This window comes from Amycolatopsis sp. NPDC004169, from assembly GCF_040610315.1.
Classification (GTDB): Bacteria; Actinomycetota; Actinomycetes; order Mycobacteriales; family Pseudonocardiaceae; genus Amycolatopsis.
In genome coordinates this window covers 151495-166158 of the sequence record NZ_JBEXMD010000008.1, presented here as the reverse complement: position 1 = coordinate 166158, position 14664 = coordinate 151495, and the positions used below count along the sequence as shown (strand labels likewise).

Below are 14664 nucleotides of genomic sequence, written 5' to 3'. Positions count from 1 at the left end.
CCTGAAGAGCTAGTGACGTGCGCCGAGCCGGGTGAACGCCGGCCCGCGCAGGGCGACGACCACCGTGGTCAGCACGAAGACCCCGGCCCACACCGGCAGCGCGCCGGTGCCGAGCGAAAACGCTTCTCCCCGCTGGATGAACGCCGGCAGCACGACGATCGCCACCCACACCACGACCAGCGCGTACGCCGCCCGGCCGACACCGACCAGCCCGCCGAGCGCGAGCGTGCCGGTGGTGAAGGCCAGGCTCGGCAGCAGCCAGAGCGCCGGCTGCGTGCCGGTCAGCCACCCGGAAACCGCCAGCACCGGCAGGACGACGGCGAGCACCGCGACCGTCCGCCGGACGACCAGGTACAGCCCCGCGCGCGGGGTCGCGGTGACGACCTCGTACGCCGGATCGAGCCCCCGCGCCCACGAGACGGCGACGCCGAGCACCGGCAGCACCGGCGCGAAGAGCTGCACCGCTGTCACGTCGAGTGCCGCGCGCCAGACGCTGTCGAGCAGGATCGCCGCCAGCGTGACGGCCGCGATCATCGCCAGCCACGGCGCCATCGCGGGGGTGACCCAGGTGCCGAGCCACCGCCACCGCCGGCGTCGCCGCTGCGGCCGTGGCGCGGGGGCGAGTTCGTGGAACGGGCCGGACGGCAGCCGGACCTCGACCGAGAGCCGGCTCCAGACCAGGTCCACCACCGGCTCGACCGGCGCGATTTCGGCCAGCCGCTCCCGGCACACCCGGCAGGCCTCGAGGTGCGCTTCGAGGCCCCAGAGCTGATCACCCGGGAGGTCTTCGCCCGCCACGTACGCGACGATGAGCTGCTCCGGCGCGTGGTTCATGACAGTGCCTCCCGCAATGCGATCCGCGCCCGGCGTGCGCGGGTCTTGACCGTTCCCTCCGGCAAGCCCAGCAGGACGGCCGTCTCCCGGACCGTCAGCCCGTCGAGCACCATCGCCTGCAGCACCGCCCGCAGCTCCGGCGCCAGGTCGCGCAACGCGGCGCCGACCTCGTCGCCCATCGTCGAGGCGAGCAGTTCCTCCTCCGCTCCCGCCACCGGTGCCACGTCGAGCGCGACCTCCGGCGGTGGCTGGGCGTGGTGCGCCCGGCGGCGGAACGCGTCGACCAGGCGGCGCGCCGCGATCGTCCAGACCCACCCGACCGCGCTGCCGCCGGTGGCCGCGCCCGCGAACGACCCCGCCGCCCGCCAGACGGCCAGGAACGTCTCCTGCATGACCTCAGCGACGATCTGCTCGTCCGCGCACCGGCGGCGCAGGCGCACGGCGAGCCAGGGCGCCGTGCGGCGGTAGAGCTCCTCGAACGCCGCGCGATCGCCCATGGCCGTGCGCCGGACGAGGTGCTCCTCATCCGCGACTTCCAGTGACGGGTGTCTCACACCAAGCAAGACGCCGGGTGAGCCGAAACGGTTCTCACCCGGATGTGTGCTGCGTCACACCGAACGGGACGGCCAGAACTTCCGCCAGCCGTCGGCCTCCAGGGTGGTCGGCTCCAGCCCGGCGTCGCGGGCGGCCTGCTCGGCGGCCCGGATGTCCTTGGCGAACTCCTTCGCCACCGCCCGCAGCTCACCCTCGGCGTCGACACCCGCCCGGCGCGCGGTGGCCGCGATGCGGAACAGCTGGGCGGCCGCCCCGACGCCGTCGGGGAACAGGTCGAGCGGGATGCCCGCGCGCCCGGAGCGCTGCCCCAGCTTGCCCGCCAGCGCGACGGCGGGCTGCCCGAGCGCCACGCCGTCCACAATGGACCGGCGCTGCTTCTCGCGCTGCTTCAGCTCTTCCCACTTGAGGTTCTGGTGCTCGACGGTGTGCACCGGGCCGTCGTCGGCGAAGACGTGCGGGTGCCGCCCGACCAGCTTCGCGACCAGCGCGGCGGCGACCTCGTCGATGCCGAACGGGTCGTCGGTGTCCTCGGCCGCCACCCGCGCGTGGAAGAGGACCTGCAGCAGGACGTCGCCGAGTTCTTCGCGCAGCGCCTCGCGGTCACCCTCTTCGATGGCGTCGAGCAGCTCGTAGGTCTCCTCGACCAGGTACTGCCGCAGCGACTCGTGCGTCTGGACGGCGTCCCACGGGCAGCCGCCCGGCGAACGCAGCCGGTCCATCACCTCGGCCGCCTCGACCAGCGGCGGCACCGGCGTCTCGATGACGTCGGCACCGGTCGCGATGAGCAGCGCCGCGGCCGGCTCGTCCCGCGACCCGGCGAGCAGGACGACGTCCTTCAGCGACGGCGCCTCGGTGACGGCCGGGACGCCGAACGCGGCGGGATCGACGTCCGTGGCCGCGTAGACGGCGGGTGACTCACGCAGGATCTTCAGCGCCGCACCGGGCAGCGTCGTCCCGCGGACGACTACGACGACACCCGTGCTCACTGCTGCGCGGGCGCGGCACCGCGAGCGGGCAGCACGACGCCCTGGACGGCGTCCTTGTTCGGCACAAGGTTCATGCCCACAACATCCCACACGCCGTACCGCGGGTTGACGCGCAGGCCGCTCTGGCCGAGGTACGGCTGCAGCAGCCGGGTGCCGACCGCGGTCAGCTGCGCGTCGGTCGGCTTCTGGGCTTCCTGGTCGGCCGGGACGGCCTTGTCGGTGCCGCGGGCGCGGACGAAGAAGACGAACCAGTCGGGACTCTGCGGCTTCTGCGCCTGGAAGACGACGACGTGGTTCGTCTCGGTGCCGAAGAGCGCGGTCGACGCCAGGCCGACGTACTGGGCGGCGCTGAAGAGCTCGGCGGACTGGCCGGCGGAGTAGCCGCTGGGGCCGGGCATGCCGGTCTGCTGGGCCTGCTGGCCTTCCTTCTGCGCCTGCTGGACGACGCCCTGGACCTTGCCGGGGTCGTCGGCGAACTCCTTCGCGAGGTCGAAGGCGCGGGTGCGGGCGGCCTGGTCGTTGTCGGCGGTGGCGCTGATGCCGACGTAGTCCGCGCCGACGGACAGCTTCGGCAGCAGCTTCTGCGCGAGCTGCTGCTCGAGGACGACGTCGCTCGCGACCTCGTTGTGGTCACGCAGCTGCGAGACGATCTGGGTGAGCGCGACCTGGTCGCCCTGCCCGGTGTCGGCGACGGGCACGTTGCGCACCTGCGCGGCCAGCCCGGCGACCTTCGCCTGGTCGGCGACGAGGTTTTCCGACTCGCTCGCGCGCACAGTCAGCTCGTGGATGACGGTCTGCCGGACGATCTCGCGGCCAAGCAGGTCGAGCTTGTGCTCGGCGGCGAGCTTGCGCGCGTACGGGTGGTCGCGGACGGCCTGGTCGATCATCGACTGCACGCTGTCCAGGGAAACCGACCGGTCGCCGACGATGACGGCGCTGCCGACCTGACTCGGACCGGAACCGCACCCGGCGAGCAGAAGAGCACCGGCAACGACCGCGACCAGCGCGCGAGGGCGCCCCATGATCCGCATCACAGGCCATACCCTCTCACACCATCGCCCCCGAAACGCAACACCCATGAGGTCGCGCCGGCGGTAATGTCGACATATGGACCATTGGCTGACCATCGAAGTGTTCGACGGGGAGCATTCGGCTTCGCTGTGGCGCCTGGAACGAGGGGACGCACTCACCGAAGCGGCGCTGACGAACGGCGCTGAGCAGTGGGTTTGGCACGAGCACCGCTGGGGTGTGGTGCTGGAGATCGAGTTCACGACGGAGGAGAGAAGGGACGCGTTCCGAGCGTTGCCGGTCGTGACGGCGGCCCTGGACGCGGTCCCGGACCCGGTGCGCGGGCTGCTGGTGTACCCGGGGCGGGGCGGAGGAGCGGGATCCCGCAAGCCGCGACGGCCCCGGCCGCAGCCGATGTCGGGCGCCGGAGCGATTCCGGTGCCGGTCGAGTCGGTGCGGATGGGGCTGGCGGAGGCTCTGCCGCCGATGTTCAGCGAAGTCGGGTAAGGAGCTCGCGCCAGGCGGGGGTGGAGGCGGCGAGGGTGCCGCCTTCACGGTCCTTGGTGTCCCGGATCAGGACCGGCCGATCGATGGCCACCTCGACACAATCGGCTTGACTGCTGTGGGTGCTCTTCCGCCATTTTTCGGGCATGTTCACTCCCGGGAGGTCTCGCGCGAGTCGGGTGATGAGCATGCGTGATTCTGCCTCATCGAGAGCGGTCTTCGCGAGCGCGCGGAGAATGCGGCGGTAAGCCGAAATTTCGCGGGGGTCCTCCAGATAGAGCGCGGAAACTTCACTCTCCAGATAGATCAAGGGCCGGAACGAAGCCGACTCGACCAGCTGGAAGTCCCCGGCGAGCCCGGCATGCCCACCGGTTGCCGGTACTACCCGGATCGTGGTGTTGTCGCGAAGCTTCGCCAGTTGGTGGAGCTGGGCGCGCATCACCGCCGGAGTGGGGCCGACCGGCAGGCGCAGCGCGAATTCGTGGAGGTAGAACGTGAACCGCGACTGGGGGCGGGCGAGGATTGCTTGGCGGGACAGCCGGGTGAAGACCTGCTCATCCACCCGGTCGGGATCGGGTGGATTGCCCATTTCGTGCGCGAGCGACCGGGCGTAGTCAGCGGTCTGGAGCAAGCCCGGGATGACCACGCCGTGGAACGAAAAAATGGCGGTGGCCTGCTGCTCGTGCGCGATCAGGGTGCGGAGGTTTCCAGGGTTTTCGAGCAGGCCCGGCTTGCGCATCTCGTCGGCCAGGGCCATCAGCTCGTGGTATTCCGCACCCTTCACCCCCAGCACCGTCAGGAGCCTGGCCAGGTTCACCGGGTCCGGGCGGGCGCGGCCGCGGGTCACCGACGATACCCACTGCGCACTCATCTCCAGGCGCCGGGACATTTCCCGGACTCCCCAGCCCTTCTCCGCCATCCTCTCGAGGAGCCGTTCCCCCAGCTGCCGGGCCCGGATGTTCGGCTCGCGATATTCCGCCATGCGCGGAACCTAAAACCTCCGCCGAGCGAAACCCAGGCGCCACAACGGAAAGTCCCCCGAAATGGCGCCGGTGTCCAGCCCTCTTTACACGGCCGCAGGCTTCTTCGTCAGCTGGACCAGCAGTTTCGTGCACCACTCCAGCAGTTCTTCGTCCCGCAGCGTCGGCGCGCCGATCCGGCCGCCGGCCGGGCCTTCCGTCGGCTTGGGCACCGAGACCGTGTTCGTCACCGCCTTGAACACCGCCTTCGGGTACAGCCGCTTCAGGCGGACCATCTGCGAATCCAGCAGCGGCAGCGGCGCGAAGCGGATCGTGTTGCCCTGGACCGCCACTTCCGTCACGCCCGCCTCGCGGCACGTGTGGCGGAACCGCGCCACCGCCAGCAGCCTGTTCACCGGCGCCGGCGGCTGGCCGTAGCGGTCGATGAGCTCTTCGCGGACCGCGTCGAGCCCCTCCGTGTCCGGCGCCGCCGCGATCTTGCGGTACGCCTCCAGGCGCAGCCGCTCGCCCGGGACGTAGTCGTGCGGGATGTGGGCGTCGATCGGGAGGTCGACGCGGACTTCCGCCAATTCCTCCTCTTCCGCCGGCTCGGCGCCCGCGTGCCGGCGGAACGCGTCGACCGCCTCGCCGACCAACCGCACGTACAGGTCGAACCCGACGCCCGCGATGTGCCCCGACTGCTCCGCACCCAGGATGTTGCCCGCGCCGCGGATCTCGAGGTCCTTCATCGCGACCGCCATGCCCGCGCCCAGCTCGGTGTTCTGGGCGATCGTCGCCAGGCGGTCGTGCGCCGTCTCCGTCAGCGGCGCCTCCGGCGGGTACAGGAAGTACGCGTACCCGCGCTCGCGCCCGCGCCCGACCCGGCCGCGCAGCTGGTGCAGCTGGGCCAGCCCCAGCAGGTCACCGCGCTCGACCAGCAGCGTGTTGGCGTTCGAGATGTCCAGGCCGGTCTCGACGATCGTCGTGCAGACGAGCACGTCGTACTCGTTCTCCCAGAAGCCCTGGATGATCTTCTCGAGCTTTTCCTCGTTCATCTGGCCGTGCGCGGTGACGACCCGCGCCTCCGGCACCAGCTCGCGGATCCGCCGCGCCGCCTTCTCGATCGACGACACCCGGTTGTGGACGTAGAAGACCTGGCCGTCACGGAGCAGCTCGCGGCGGATCGCCGCGCCCACCTGCTTGTCGTCGTACGCGCCGACGTACGTCAGGATCGGGTGCCTGTCCTCCGGCGGGGTCAGGATCGTCGACATCTCGCGGATGCCCGCCAGCGACATCTCCAGCGTGCGCGGGATCGGTGTCGCCGACATCGTGAGGACGTCGACGTGCGTGCGCAGCGCCTTGATGTGTTCCTTGTGCTCGACGCCGAACCGCTGCTCCTCGTCGACGATCACCAGGCCGAGGTCCTTGTAGCGGATGCCGGTCTGCAGCAGGCGGTGCGTGCCGATGACGATGTCGACCTCGCCGCCGGCGAGCTGCTCGAGGATCGCGTCGGACTCCGCCTTGTTCGTGAAGCGGGACAGGCCCTTGATCGTCACCGGGAACGACCGCATGCGCTCGGTGAAGGTGTTCAGGTGCTGCTGGGCGAGCAGCGTCGTCGGCACCAGGACCGCGACCTGCTTGCCGTCCTGGACCGCCTTGAACGCCGCGCGCACGGCGATCTCCGTCTTGCCGTAGCCGACGTCACCGCAGATCACGCGGTCCATCGGGACGCCTCGCTCCATGTCCGCCTTGACCTCGTCGATCGCGGCGAGCTGGTCGTTGGTCTCGGTGAACGGGAAGGCGTCTTCCAGCTCGTGCTGCCACGGCGTGTCCGGCCCGAAGGCGTGCCCGGGCGCGGACTGGCGCGCCGCGTACAGCTGGACGAGCTCGGCGGCGATCTCCTTGACCGCCCTCTTGGCCTTGGCCTTGGTGTTCTTCCAGTCGGAGCCGCCCAGCTTGTTGAGCGTGGGCAGCTCGCCGCCGACGTACCGGGAGACCTCGTCGAGCTGGTCGGTGGGCACGAACAGCCGGTCGCCCGGGTGGCCGCGCTTCGAGGAGGCGTACTCCAGCAGCAGGTACTCGCGGGTGGCGCCGGCGACCGTCCGCTGGACCATCTCGACGAACCGGCCGATGCCGTGCTGGTCGTGCACCACGTAGTCGCCGGCCTTGAGCGCGAGCGGGTCGACCGCGTTGCGCCGCCGGGACGGCATCTTGGTGTTGAAGTCCTTTGTGGACGTTCCGGCGCCGGCGCCGCGGCCGGTGAGGTCCGCTTCGCTGAGCACGACCAGCGCGCGCTCGGGCGAGACGAAGCCGTCGGTGAGGCCGCCGCAGGTGACCGTGACCATGCCCGCGGCCGGCGGCCCGGTGAGGCCGTCACCGGCCTGGGTGGCCGGGACTTCGGCGCTCGTGAGCTGCTCGACCGCGCGCGCCGCGGTGCCGTGGCCGGCGACCACGAGCACCGCCGTGCCGCCCGCGGCGGTGTGGGCGCGCAGGTCCGCCGTCGCGCGCTCGATCTCGCCCCGGTAGGCGGGCGCGGCCTCGACCGAGACGCGGTAGACGTCAGGGTCTTCGCTGGTCAGCTGGGTGATCGTCCACCAGGCGCGCTTGGTGTCCTGCGCGTGGGAGGCGATCTCGTCGAGCCCGCGGTAGGCGGACGCACCGAGGTCGATCGGGGCCTGCCCGCCCGCCGCGGCCGTCGTCCAGGAGGCTTCGAGGAACTCCTGGCCGGTGCGGACGAGGTCGGCGGCGCGGGCGCGGATCTTCTCGGGGTCGGTGAGCAGGACGTGGGTGCCGGCCGGCATCGCGTCGGTGAGCAGCTCCAGCTCGCCTTCGCAGAGCACCGGGATGAGGGCCTCCATGCCCTCGACGGGGATGCCGTCGGCGAGCTTGGTGAGCATCTCGGCCAGGTGCGCGTCGGCTTCGTAGGTCTTCGCCAGCTCCGCGGCCTTCTCCTTGACCGGCCGGGTCAGCAGCAGTTCCCGGCACGGCGGCGCGGTGACCCGCGGGATCTCGCCGGGCAGCGACCGCTGGTCGGAGACGGCGAACGCGCGGATCTCGCTGACCTCGTCACCCCAGAACTCCACTCGGACGGGGTGCTGCGCGGTGGGCCCGAACAGGTCGAGGATGCCGCCGCGGACGGCGAACTCGCCGCGCTTCTCGACCATGTCGACGCGGGTGTACGCGAGCTCGACGAGCCGTTCGAGGAGCTCTTCGAACGGCGTCTCCTCGCCGACGACCAGGTCGATGGGCTTCAGCGAGCCGAGCCCGGGCGCCATGGGCTGGATCAGGCTGCGGACGGTGGCGACGACCACGCGCAGCTCGTCATCGCCGGTCTTCAGCCGGTGCAGCACCTCGAGCCGCCGCCCGACGGTGTCCGCCCGCGGGGACAGGCGTTCGTGCGGGAGGGTCTCCCAGCTCGGGAAGTCGGCGACTCTGCCTTTGCCCAGGAGGGCGCTGAGCGACGCGGTCAGCTCGTCGGCCTCCCGCCCGGTGGCGGTGACGGCCAGTACGGGACGGCCGGCGCCGGTGTCGGCGGCAATGGCGGCCGCGACGAGCTGCCGGGCGGCAACCGGGCCCTGCAGCTCGAGCAGCGGCGCACCGGCGCGCTCGACCACGCCGCGCAGGGCCGGGTCGGGAAGGATGGCGGTGAGGAGTCCGGACAGTGGAGCGTCGGTCACGGTCCCAGCCTACGTGCCACCCCCGACAGGTTTCCGATCACGGCTGGTCGCGCAGCAGATTCACCACCTCGGCAACGCGCGGCAGCTGCTCGTCGAACACCTTCGGGTCAGTGCTCGCGATCCGCAGCAGGAAGTGCTCCGCACCCTCGTACTTCCGCAGCTCCGCCGCCACCTCGGCAACGCTGCCGGTGACCTGCATCTGGATCCCCTGGACGAACGCCGCCGGTCGGCCGTAGTTCCTCTCGCAGTACTCCTCCAACAGGGCCTGGCCGCGGACCGGATCGTCCTCGACCAGCACCGTCGCGAACAGCGCCGGTGTCACCGGGCGGGTCGCGGACGCCCGGATCGACGCCAGGCCCGAGCCGTAGTCCGCGGGGTTCGGCGGGTAGGGCAGCCAGCCGTCGTACAGGCGGCCGACGCGCTCCAGCGCTCCCGGCGTGTACGCCGCCAGCCACACCGGGGGGCCACCCGCCCTGGCCGGGGCCGGGAACACCGGCAGGGAGTCGTGGTGCAGCACCGAGCCGTGGAACGAACCAGCGCCGCTCCAGATCGCCCGCCAAAGCGCCACGATGTCGTCCAGCCGGGCCCGGCGGCGCTCCCACGGCACTCCCGCGAACGCGAACTCCGGCTCGCTGCGCCCGGCGAACCCGGCGCCGACCGCCACCGTGACGCGGCCGCCGCTCAGCAGGTCGAGTGACAACAGCTGGTTGGCCGTCAGGATCGGGTTGCGCAGGGCCGGGAGCAGCGCCGCTGTCCCCAGGGTGACCTGCGAGGTCCGCGCGGCGAAGGCCGCGAGCATCGTCAAGGCGTCCAGCGGCGCCCGCGCGAGGGTGTCGCCCACCCAGACCGAGTCGAGGCCGAGCTCCTCCGCGGAGACGGCGGTGCCGACCAGCTCGGGCGCGGTCCGCCCGGCGTCGAGGATGGGCTGGTAGGTCGGGATGACCAGGCCGTAGTTCGTCATGGCCGTAGCGTCGCCGGAACCGGAGTATGCCCTCAATTCCCCGCGGGGAATGGACGCGCCGAGCAGGATGGAGCCGTGGACTTCGGAACGGCGCTCAAGGACTGGCGCACCCGCCGTCGGATCAGCCAGCTCGACCTCGCCCTGCGCGCGGGCACGACCCAGCGGCACGTCAGCTTCATGGAGAGCGGCCGCTCGGTGCCCGGCCGCGGCATGGTGCTGCGCGTCGCCGAGTCCCTCGAGCTGCCCCTGCGCGAGCGAAACGGCCTGCTGCACGCCGCCGGCTACGCGCCGACGTACCCCGAAACGCGGCTCGACGACCCGGCGATCCGGCCGGTGCTCGACGGCCTGCGGCGGCTGCTCGACGGCCACCGCCCGTACCCGGCGATCGTCGTCGACCGCTACGGCGTGCTGGTCGCGGCGAACGACGGGTTCCGGCTGCTCACCGAGGGTGTCGCGCCGGAGCTGCTGCGCGAGCCGGTCGACACGCTGCGCCTGGCGTTGCACCCGCAGGGGATGGCGCCGCGTGTGGCCAACCTCGACGACTGGGCCCGGCACATCCTCGAACGCCTCCGCAACGACCTGGCCCGCACGCCGGACGAGCGGCTGGCCGCCCAGCTCGCCGAGCTGGAGGGGTACCTGCCACCCGCGGCCCCGCCCGGCCCGGAGCACCTGGGGTTCGCGGTCCCGGTCCGGCTGGCCACGTCGATCGGCGAGCTGCGGCTGATCACGGCGATCACGACGTTCGCGACCGCTGCCGACGTCACCGTGTCGGAGCTGAAGCTGGAGACGTTCCTGCCCGCGGACGCCGAGACCGCGGACCGCCTTCAGAGCAGCAGCGCCGTCGTGTGACCCGCCAGCAGCTCCGCGCTCGCCCACAGCACCGCCGCGCACACGCTGCCCGCCAAGAACCGCGGGTACGGCATCGCCGCCGAGCCCGCGACGCGGGGCACCAGCGTGCGGACGCCGGCCAGGCAGCGGCCCGCGATCACCGCCGGGACGCCGTAGCGCGCGACCGCCGTTTCCACCCGCCGCCACCCGTTCCGGTGGGACGACCGCGGTCCCCAGCGGCGCCCTTCGAGGTACGCGAGCTGGTCGCCCGAGACGGCCGCGGCGACCGCCACCAGCCAAGCGAGCCCGAGGTCGAGCGTGCCCCGCTCGGCGAGGAAGCCCATCAGCAGCAGCGTCGACAACGTCGGCAGCACGACCCCCGGCAGCAGGGCGGTTTCCGCCGTGATGACCAGCGCGCAGACCAGGTAGACGACCACCGCCGGCGCGTCAAGCAGGGGCCGCAGCAGGCTGGCCACGCCGAGTCCTCCCCACCGCCACCGGCAGCGCCGCGCGGTAGACGAACGCGGGCGGCAGATTGCCCCAAACGACCTTCGTGCGCTCCACGACGGCGAACCGGCTTCGCAGCAACGCGGCGAAGCGACGTGCAGGCGGCGTCCAGGCCGCGTGGGCGTACGCGAACGTCGTGAACCGCCCGTTCGAAGCCAGTGCCGCGATGACCGCGTCGAGGATGCGTTGCTGGCGGCCCCCGGGCATGGCCGTCCACGGCAGCCCGGAGACCACCACGTCGAAGCCGGTCCCGGTCGCCAGGTGTTCCGCCGAACCGGTGACGACCTCGACGCGGGGAAAGCGCTCGCTCAAGGCCGTCGCGAAACGCGGGTTGATCTCTACAGCCGTGAAGCGTGCTTCGGGGCCAAGCAGCGTGAGAACCGCTTCGGTGAACACGCCCGTGCCCGGCCCGAGCTCCGCGACGCACGACGCGCGTTCCAGGCCGAGGCCCGCCGTCATCTCTTCGGCCAGCCGCGGCGAACTCGGCGCGATCGCGCCCGTCAGCACGGGGTGGCGAAGGAATTCACTGGTGATCGACATGGCCCCGACGCTAGGAACGACCACGGTGGCCGCGAATCCGTTGCGTCGATCGGCTTGGTCCTCCCCCGGGAGGACTCCGATCGGACCGCGGGGATGACGACCCGGGCCGTTCCCGGCGCTACGTTCGACGCCATGGAGCGTCTCGTCGTGTGGGTGCGCTGGCACCGGTGGACGGTGGACCTGCCGCTGTACGGCGTCTTCGTCTTCCTCGCGCCGAGCTGGACGGGCCCGGAGCCGTGGATCGCGCGGGCGATCCCGCTGCTGTTCCTGCTCCCGCTCCTGGTGCGCCGCCGGTACCCGCGCACGGTCGCGGTGCTGACCATCGCCGGCGCGGCGGTGGTGTACTTCAACGAGATCTGGGCCTACGACCGCGGCCGCACCGAGCTGGCGATGGCGGTGGTGCTGTTCAACCTGGTGAAACGGCGGGACCGGGGGTTCGCCGCGGTGATCGCGGTGGCGATCGCCGTGCTCGGCACGCAGTGGTACGTCCTCTACGCGCCGGAGACGGCGAACCCGACCTTGGCCCTGGTCGGCATCCTGCCGCTGCACATCGCGGCGTGGGCGCTCGGCGAGTTCTTCCGCAAGCAGGAGGAACTCGCCGCCGAGGAGAAGAAGCGTGACGACGCCCAGACCCGCGCGGCGGTCGCGGAGGAGCGCACGCGGATCGCCCGCGAGCTGCACGACGTCCTGGCGCACAGCATCAGCGTGATCGTGCTGAACGCCGAAGGGGCCAAGCTGGCCCGCCACCGCGACCCGGCGGCGGTCGACCGCACGCTGGACACGATCGTCCACACGGGACGGGACGCGCTGGCCGAGCTCCGCCGGCTCATCGAGGTCCTGCACGCCGGCCGCGCGGCTCGCAGCCCCCAGCCGACGCTCGCCGAGCTGCGGGAGCTGGTCGGGCAGTCCGGCCGCGAGGTCACCCTCGACGTGACCGGCGACCCGGGCGAGCTGCCCGCGAGCGCGGCGCTGCAGGCGTACCGGATAGTCCAGGAGGCACTGACCAACATGATCAAACACGCTCCTGCCGACGCCACCGCTCACGTCGGCGTCGCTTTCGAGCAGCCCGAGGTGCGGATCGAGGTGACGAACACGGGCGGCCACGCGCCACCGGCGGCGGCGCTGCCGTCCTCGGGTCGGGGGCTGGCCGGGATGCGCCAGCGGGTCGAGATGTACCACGGCGAGCTGACGACCGGGCCGCTGCCGGACGGCGGGTACCGGGTGCGCGCCAGCCTGGTGGTGACCCCGTGACCACCCGGATCCTGCTCTGCGACGACCAGCAGCTCGTCCGCGTCGGCCTGCGCATGATCGTCGAAAGCCAGGACGGCCTCACCGTCGTCGGCGAGGCCGCCAACGGCGAAGAGGCCGTCACCCTGGCCCGGGAGCTCCGGCCCGACCTCGTCCTGATGGACGTCCGGATGCCGGTCCTCGACGGCGTCGCCGCGACCGCGCGGATCTGCGCCGAGCTCCCCGACGTGCGCGTCCTGGTCATCACCACCTTCGACCTCGACGAATACGCCTACGCCGCCCTTCGCGGCGGGGCGAGCGGGTTCCTCGTCAAGGACGCACCGGCCGAGGAGATGCTGGTCGCGATCCGCGGCGTGCTGCGCGGCGACGCCATGGTCTCGCCGTCGGTCACGCGGCGGCTGCTCGACCGGTACCTCGCCGACGACCGCGATCCGGTCGACATCGCGAAGCTCGGGGTGCTGACCGAACGGGAGAAGGACGTCCTGGGCCTCGTCGCGCGCGGACTGTCGAACACCGAGATCGCCGGGAAGCTGTACATCGGCGAGACGACGGTGAAGACGCACGTCGGGCGGGTGCTCGGCAAGCTGGGCCTGCGGGACCGGGTGCACGCCGTGGTCTTCGCCTATGAGTCCGGGCTGGTGCGGCCGGGTTCGTGAGCGCTTCGGCAGGACTCCGCCGGGTGACGCGCTCGGCGTCGAACGGCGATTTCACCGGTTGCTGGGAAGATGAGCCGTATGCGGCGTTCGCTGGGTCTCATCGGTGCGGTGTCCCTGCTGGTCCTGGGCTGTTCGGGGGCGGCGAGCGAGCCCGTGCAGAGCGTGCCGCCCGCCTCCTCGCCGGCCGCCGCCGGCGGGGCGTTCAAGGTCGAGACCGTGACCGCCGGGCTGGAGCACGGCTGGGACGTCGGCTTCCTGCCCGACGGCGGCATCCTCGTGCCGCAGCGGCCCGGGAAGCTCGCGCTGGTCCGCAACGGCCAGGCCACCGAGGTGCGCGCCGACTTCTCCGACGTCATGGTCAAGGGTGAAGGCGGCCTGCTCGGCATGGTCGTCAGCCCGGACTTCGCCACCAGCCGCGAGTTCATCACCTGCCAGGACCACCAGGAAGGCGGCAAGGCCGTCGACATCCGGCTGGTCACCTGGAAGCTGGCCGCCGACGGCGCGAGCGCGTCGAAGGTGAAGAACCTGCTCACCGGGCTGCCGGTGAACCCGAGCGGGCGGCACTCCGGCTGCCGTCCGACGTTCGCCCCGGACGGCGCGCTGCTCGTCGGCACGGGTGACACCGCGCGGGCGTCGATCGCACAGGACCGCCACTCCCTCGGCGGCAAGGTGCTGCGGCTGGACGCGAAGACCGGGGAACCGTTGCCGGACAACCCGTTCATCGGCTCGAGCGACCCGCGCGAACGGCTGATCTACACCTACGGCCACCGCAACGTCCAGGGCGTGGCGATCCGGCCGGGCAGCGGCCAGGTGATCACCGCCGAGCACGGGCCGTCGTTCGACGACGAGGTGAACCTGCTGAAGCCGGGCGCGAACTACGGCTGGGACCCGTCGAAGGGCGGCACCGAGCCGGACTACGACGAGAGCGTGCCGATGACCGACCTCCAGCGCTTCCCGGACGCGGTGAGTCCACTGTGGACGTCCGGGAAGACGACCGAGGCGATCAGCGGCGACGCCTTCCTGACCGGTGACCGGTGGGGGAAGAACGACGGGGCGCTGGTCGTGGTCGCGCTCAAGGGCCAGAAACTGCTGCTGTACCACCTGGACCCGGCGGGGAAGGTCCTCGACGTCACGCTGCCCCCGGAGTTCGACGACAAGTTCGGCAGGCTGCGCGCGGTCCGCAGCGGCCCGGACGGCGCGCTGTACGTGACCACCTCGGACGGCTCGGACGACAAGCTGCTGAAGGTCACGCCCGCCGGACCATGAGAAAGGCACGGCAACGGCGTGCCGTGGGCACTTCCGCACGGGGTGGCGGTTCGCGGAACATGGTGTGCACCAGAGCTTCCGCCCGCCCCCGACGCGTGTTGGACGCGGTCCGAAGAGTGCGTTCCCGCGGCAGCA

General features: G+C 71.9%; 14 protein-coding genes. 5 read left to right on the top strand and 9 right to left on the bottom strand.

Going from position 1 to position 14664, the window contains the following annotated elements; translation table 11 throughout:
- Positions 1 to 9: 9 nt before the first annotated feature.
- The 4 genes from ABZX11_RS13635 to ABZX11_RS13620 are packed head-to-tail and all read right to left on the bottom strand — an operon-like array spanning position 10 to position 3397.
- Positions 10 to 834, bottom strand: a complete 825-nt coding sequence (locus tag ABZX11_RS13635) for a zf-HC2 domain-containing protein (RefSeq protein WP_354912945.1) — start codon at positions 832 to 834, stop codon at positions 10 to 12.
- Positions 831 to 1388, bottom strand: a complete 558-nt coding sequence (locus ABZX11_RS13630) for an RNA polymerase sigma factor (protein ID WP_176174826.1) — start codon at positions 1386 to 1388, stop codon at positions 831 to 833. The genes ABZX11_RS13635 and ABZX11_RS13630 overlap by 4 nt, the downstream gene beginning before the upstream one ends.
- 54 nt (positions 1389 to 1442) lie before the next feature.
- Complete coding sequence (locus tag ABZX11_RS13625) at positions 1443 to 2375, bottom strand: MazG family protein (RefSeq protein WP_354912943.1); 933 nt, start codon at positions 2373 to 2375, stop codon at positions 1443 to 1445.
- Positions 2372 to 3397: a hypothetical protein gene (locus ABZX11_RS13620; RefSeq protein WP_354912941.1), complete on the bottom strand. Its 1026-nt coding sequence runs from the start codon at positions 3395 to 3397 to the stop codon at positions 2372 to 2374. The genes ABZX11_RS13625 and ABZX11_RS13620 overlap by 4 nt, the downstream gene beginning before the upstream one ends.
- Before the next feature lie 85 nt (positions 3398 to 3482).
- Between ABZX11_RS13620 and ABZX11_RS13615 the strand changes: the two genes are divergently transcribed.
- The gene (locus tag ABZX11_RS13615; protein WP_354912939.1) at positions 3483 to 3890 is read left to right on the top strand and encodes a hypothetical protein; all 408 of its coding nucleotides are present in this window, start codon (positions 3483 to 3485) and stop codon (positions 3888 to 3890) included.
- On the opposite strand, the gene ABZX11_RS13610 is transcribed toward ABZX11_RS13615, so the two are convergent.
- The 3 genes from ABZX11_RS13610 to ABZX11_RS13600 all read right to left on the bottom strand — a co-directional run bounded on the left by ABZX11_RS13610 (position 3874) and on the right by ABZX11_RS13600 (position 9484).
- Positions 3874 to 4869, bottom strand: a complete 996-nt coding sequence (locus ABZX11_RS13610) for a Scr1 family TA system antitoxin-like transcriptional regulator (RefSeq protein WP_354912937.1) — start codon at positions 4867 to 4869, stop codon at positions 3874 to 3876. The two genes, ABZX11_RS13615 and ABZX11_RS13610, sit on opposite strands and share 17 nt — an antisense overlap.
- Positions 4870 to 4953: 84 nt before the next feature.
- The gene (mfd, locus tag ABZX11_RS13605; protein WP_354913112.1) at positions 4954 to 8508 is read right to left on the bottom strand and encodes a transcription-repair coupling factor; all 3555 of its coding nucleotides are present in this window, start codon (positions 8506 to 8508) and stop codon (positions 4954 to 4956) included.
- A gap of 52 nt (positions 8509 to 8560) precedes the next feature.
- Positions 8561 to 9484 (bottom strand): LLM class flavin-dependent oxidoreductase, encoded by a 924-nt coding sequence (locus ABZX11_RS13600; protein WP_354912935.1) that lies wholly within the window; start codon positions 9482 to 9484, stop codon positions 8561 to 8563.
- A 75-nt stretch (positions 9485 to 9559) separates the two neighbouring features.
- Here ABZX11_RS13600 and ABZX11_RS13595 point away from each other — a divergent pair, with 75 nt between their 5' ends.
- Positions 9560 to 10333, top strand: coding sequence for a helix-turn-helix transcriptional regulator (locus ABZX11_RS13595; protein WP_354912934.1), 774 nt, complete (start codon positions 9560 to 9562; stop codon positions 10331 to 10333).
- Here ABZX11_RS13595 and ABZX11_RS13590 read toward each other — a convergent pair.
- Complete coding sequence (locus ABZX11_RS13590; RefSeq protein ID WP_354912933.1) at positions 10309 to 10788, bottom strand: DedA family protein; 480 nt, start codon at positions 10786 to 10788, stop codon at positions 10309 to 10311. The two genes, ABZX11_RS13595 and ABZX11_RS13590, sit on opposite strands and share 25 nt — an antisense overlap.
- Complete coding sequence (locus ABZX11_RS13585) at positions 10760 to 11359, bottom strand: methyltransferase domain-containing protein (protein WP_354912931.1); 600 nt, start codon at positions 11357 to 11359, stop codon at positions 10760 to 10762. Before ABZX11_RS13585 ends, ABZX11_RS13590 begins: the two co-directional genes overlap by 29 nt.
- A gap of 132 nt (positions 11360 to 11491) precedes the next feature.
- On the opposite strand from ABZX11_RS13585, the gene ABZX11_RS13580 reads away from it, so the two are divergent.
- The 3 genes from ABZX11_RS13580 (at position 11492) to ABZX11_RS13570 (ending at position 14529) form a co-directional block, all read left to right on the top strand.
- Complete coding sequence (locus ABZX11_RS13580) at positions 11492 to 12610, top strand: histidine kinase (protein WP_354912929.1); 1119 nt, start codon at positions 11492 to 11494, stop codon at positions 12608 to 12610.
- Complete coding sequence (locus ABZX11_RS13575) at positions 12607 to 13263, top strand: response regulator transcription factor (protein WP_354912927.1); 657 nt, start codon at positions 12607 to 12609, stop codon at positions 13261 to 13263. Before ABZX11_RS13580 ends, ABZX11_RS13575 begins: the two co-directional genes overlap by 4 nt.
- 78 nt (positions 13264 to 13341) lie before the next feature.
- A complete protein-coding gene (locus tag ABZX11_RS13570) occupies positions 13342 to 14529 on the top strand; it encodes a PQQ-dependent sugar dehydrogenase (RefSeq protein ID WP_176174816.1) in 1188 nt (395 codons plus the stop codon).
- Positions 14530 to 14664 lie beyond the last annotated feature (135 nt).

Bases quoted from the DNA above. Each gene is read 5' to 3' on its own strand.
- ABZX11_RS13635 (WP_354912945.1), bottom strand. From the start codon at position 834: ATGAACCACGCGCCGGAGCAGCTCATCGTCGCGTACGTGGCGGGCGAA.
- ABZX11_RS13620 (WP_354912941.1), bottom strand. From the start codon at position 3,397: ATGGGGCGCCCTCGCGCGCTGGTCGCGGTCGTTGCCGGTGCTCTTCTG.
- ABZX11_RS13615 (WP_354912939.1), top strand. From the start codon at position 3,483: ATGGACCATTGGCTGACCATCGAAGTGTTCGACGGGGAGCATTCGGCT.
- ABZX11_RS13610 (WP_354912937.1), bottom strand. From the start codon at position 4,869: ATGGCGGAATATCGCGAGCCGAACATCCGGGCCCGGCAGCTGGGGGAA.
- ABZX11_RS13600 (WP_354912935.1), bottom strand. From the start codon at position 9,484: ATGACGAACTACGGCCTGGTCATCCCGACCTACCAGCCCATCCTCGAC.
- ABZX11_RS13585 (WP_354912931.1), bottom strand. From the start codon at position 11,359: ATGTCGATCACCAGTGAATTCCTTCGCCACCCCGTGCTGACGGGCGCG.
- ABZX11_RS13580 (WP_354912929.1), top strand. From the start codon at position 11,492: ATGGAGCGTCTCGTCGTGTGGGTGCGCTGGCACCGGTGGACGGTGGAC.
- ABZX11_RS13570 (WP_176174816.1), top strand. From the start codon at position 13,342: ATGCGGCGTTCGCTGGGTCTCATCGGTGCGGTGTCCCTGCTGGTCCTG.